Annotated in this window: 2 protein-coding genes; one reads left to right on the top strand and one right to left on the bottom strand. The window is 69.2% G+C overall.

All coding sequences use genetic code 11. The features are described from left to right. Positions 1-112 precede the first annotated feature (112 nt). Complete coding sequence (locus ACSNOD_RS29980; protein WP_436770229.1) at positions 113-280, bottom strand: hypothetical protein; 168 nt, start codon at positions 278-280, stop codon at positions 113-115. Positions 281-898: 618 nt separating this feature from the next. Here ACSNOD_RS29980 and ACSNOD_RS29975 point away from each other — a divergent pair. After that, on the top strand, positions 899-3,134 hold a 2,236-nt coding region (locus ACSNOD_RS29975), incomplete at its 3' end, for a Helicase associated domain protein (protein ID WP_436770228.1).

Genomic DNA, 3,134 nt, shown 5'->3' with positions numbered 1-3,134 from the left:
ACCCCTTACGGCCCGCTGCCGCGGGCCTGGCTGGCTGCAAGGGCAGGGGCTCTGGGCTGGGGAAGCCGCCGTTCTGGTGATGGGCTGTCACGGGGTACGTGGGGCCAGGGGGTCAGCGTCTGCGGGCTCGGCCAGTACCCACTCCGGCCACATGCAAAGCCAGAGCCGTCAGTCCCAGCAGCATCACATTCGTCGAGGAGAACACATCGTTGGTACCGATCTCTGCCGCATTGATCAAAAATGCGAAGAAGAACAGCACCGCCGCAACTATGCCAAGCATCGAGCAAGCTCCTCTCAAACGGGTGAGGCCCGTATGCCCCGCCACCGCCCATACAGACCTGAACGGAGTGCCTGGCTGGTCGTCAGGCTTGTTGGGGCTGCTGGGTGAGCATCAGGTAGTGACTGCTGGGAAGAGGATCTCGGTGACCTGCTGCATGGCGTAGTCCTTGCTGGTCGGGCCAGTCGCCTCAGGGTCCTTCACCCGGCCCCACTGGAGCCGGCTGTTCAGCTTCTACAGCAGTTGAGGGCGTACCGCCTGGGCCACCCCCGTGATCAGGCGAGGAGGGGAGTGAGCTGGATTCCCGTCACTGTCGCCTGAGGCGGCCTGAAGTATCGCGGCAGGGTTGATGAGGGTCTGGTTGCCCTGACCTTGAGCCAGGTGGCTGGGCGTTGCGTGAGCGATTGCCTGCTTCATTTTTTACTTCGGATAGACTCTGGACTGGGGCAGCAGCATCAGTGGGGCGAGGAGCCGATCCAGGTCACGCTTCCCTGCGAATGAGCTGGATCGGTGGACGGGAGTCGGTGGTGCTCTCGGCAACGAATGCACGCCCCGACAAGAAGGTTTCCAGGTTCCCGCCGCGTGACTGCCCGCGCGGCCGACAGAAGAAGGCAGACTCGAATGACAGTGAAGCACCTGCGTCCCCATCAGCGAGAAGCCGTGGACGCGGTGCTGTGTGCCCTCGAATTGCCTGCAAGATCTACTGTGCCTCCGAGAGGGCTCCGGACTCAGGTGATCATGGCGACCGGGTCGGGGAAGAGCCTCGTGGCCACCCGGAGCGCTGAGGAGCTCCGTGCGGGCCGTGTGCTGGTGCTCGTCCCGTCGCTGGACCTGCTGGCGCAGACCGGGGCTGCGTGGTGCGAAGGAGGCCGTACGGGCCCGATGATCGGTGTGTCGTCCCTGCGGGGCGAGGACGTGACCTTCCCCAACACCACGGACGTGGAGGAGCTGGTCGACTGGGTACGGCCGTTCGACAAAATCACCGTGTTCGCCACGTACGCCTCCCTCGGGCTGGGCACGCTGGAGCGCGCGCACCAGGCCGGCCTCCCGGGCTGGGACCTGATCGTGGTCGATGAGGCGCACCGGACGTCGGGCCGGATCGGAAAGCCGTGGGCGATCGTCCACGACAACACCCGCATCCCCGCCCTGCGCCGTCTCTACATGACCGCGACGCCCCGCCTGTGGCAGCTGGACCAGGACTCCGGGGGCGCGCCGGGCGAGCTGGTCGCATCGATGGAGGACGATCCGGACGGGCCGTTCGGTGCCCGCTGCTTCACGCTGACGCTCTCGGAGGCGATCGACCGGGGAATCTGCGCGCCGTATCAGGTGGTGTGCGTGGACATCACCGACACCCAGCTCCAGGCCGCCCGACTCCTGGGCACTGAGGGCCGCTCGGACGAGGTCCGCGGGGCCCGGCTCGCACCCCTCCAGACCGCCCTGGTGAAGGCATCCGCCAAGGAGGGCTTCCGGCGCACACTCGTCTTCCACCACGTCGTCAAGGAGGCCGAGGCGTTCGCGGCCGGCCTCCCCCACGTCGCCGCCCAGCTGCACGCCGCCGACCCCGAGCTCTACCCCAAGACCATCTGGGCGGACTGGCTGTGCGGCGAGCACAAGCCCCACCACCGCCGCCGGGTCCTCGGCGAGTTCGCGGCCGGCATCGCAGGCGACGGCACCGTGGTGGAGAAGGGTTTCCTGGGCTCGGTCAAGGTACTGGGTGAAGGCGTCGACACCAAGAACTGCGACTCCGTCTACTGGGCCGACGTGCGCGGCTCCATGCCCGACCTCGTCCAGGCCGTCGGCCGCGCGCTGCGCATGCAGCCCGGCGAGGGCAAGGTCGCCTCGCTCGTCGTGCCCGTCCTGCTCGGACCTGGGGAGACGCCGGACAACATGCTGGCCTCCCGGGCGTACGGCGGACTGGCGAAGCTGCTGGAGGCACTCAGAGCGCACGACGCCCGCGTGGTGGAGGCTCTGGCGCAGCCGCAGGCGCAGAGCCTCGTCAGGGGCGTCCAGAGCCGCGGGGAAGGTCAGGAAGGCCGAGTCGAGGGGGAAGGGCCCGGACCGTCGGCGCCTGCGCGGTCGCTGCTGAAGTTCTCCACGCCGCGCGACCCGGCGCAGCTGGCCGCGTTCATCAACCTGCGGGTCCTCAATCCGGAGCACGAGCACTGGCGGCGCGGGGTGGAGGCGGCCGTCATCTATGTCCGTGAGCACGGCGACCTGCGCGTGCCCTTCACCTTCCGCGTGCCCTCCAAGCGCGATCCGGAGACGGCGGTCGAGGGGTGGCCGGCTTCGCTCGCGGGCTTCCCGCTGGGGCAATGGATCGCCGACAACCGGCGCTTCTACGCCCGCGGCGACATGGACGCCGACCGCGTCGAACAGCTGGAGAAGCTCGGCATGATCTGGAGCCATTTCGACGTCGCCTGGGAGGAGGGCCTGGCCGCCGCGCGCGGGTGGGCCACCGAGCACGGCCACCTCCTGGCCCCGCTGGACGCCACCTACCAGGGCTACCGGGTGGGGATCTGGTTGAAGAACGCGCGGGCGGCCGCCCGCAAGGCGCAGGAGATCGAGCAGCGGCGCGCCGAGGGCCTGCCGGTTCAGTCGTCGGCGGGGGCGCTGTCGGCCGAGCGGCGGGAGCAGTTGGAGGAGATCGACCCGTCGTGGTGCCCGGCCTGGCCGGTGGCGTGGCAGCGGTGCTTCCACCTCGTCCGGCTCCACATGGAGGCCGGCGGCGAGCTGCCGACCGAACCCGGCACCGTCGTGCACCAGGGCGACGATCTGGGGCGGTGGGTGCGGGCGCAGCGGCTCGGCTTCGACAAGCTCACCAGCGTGCAGCAGTGGATGTGCGAGCACATCCTCGGCC

The sequence above is a fragment of the Streptomyces sp. URMC 123 genome (genome assembly GCF_051386515.1).
In the GTDB taxonomy this organism is placed as follows: Bacteria; Actinomycetota; Actinomycetes; order Streptomycetales; family Streptomycetaceae; genus Streptomyces.
The sequence above is the reverse complement of the archived record's forward strand: the minus strand, read 5'-3'. Positions and strand labels throughout refer to the sequence as shown.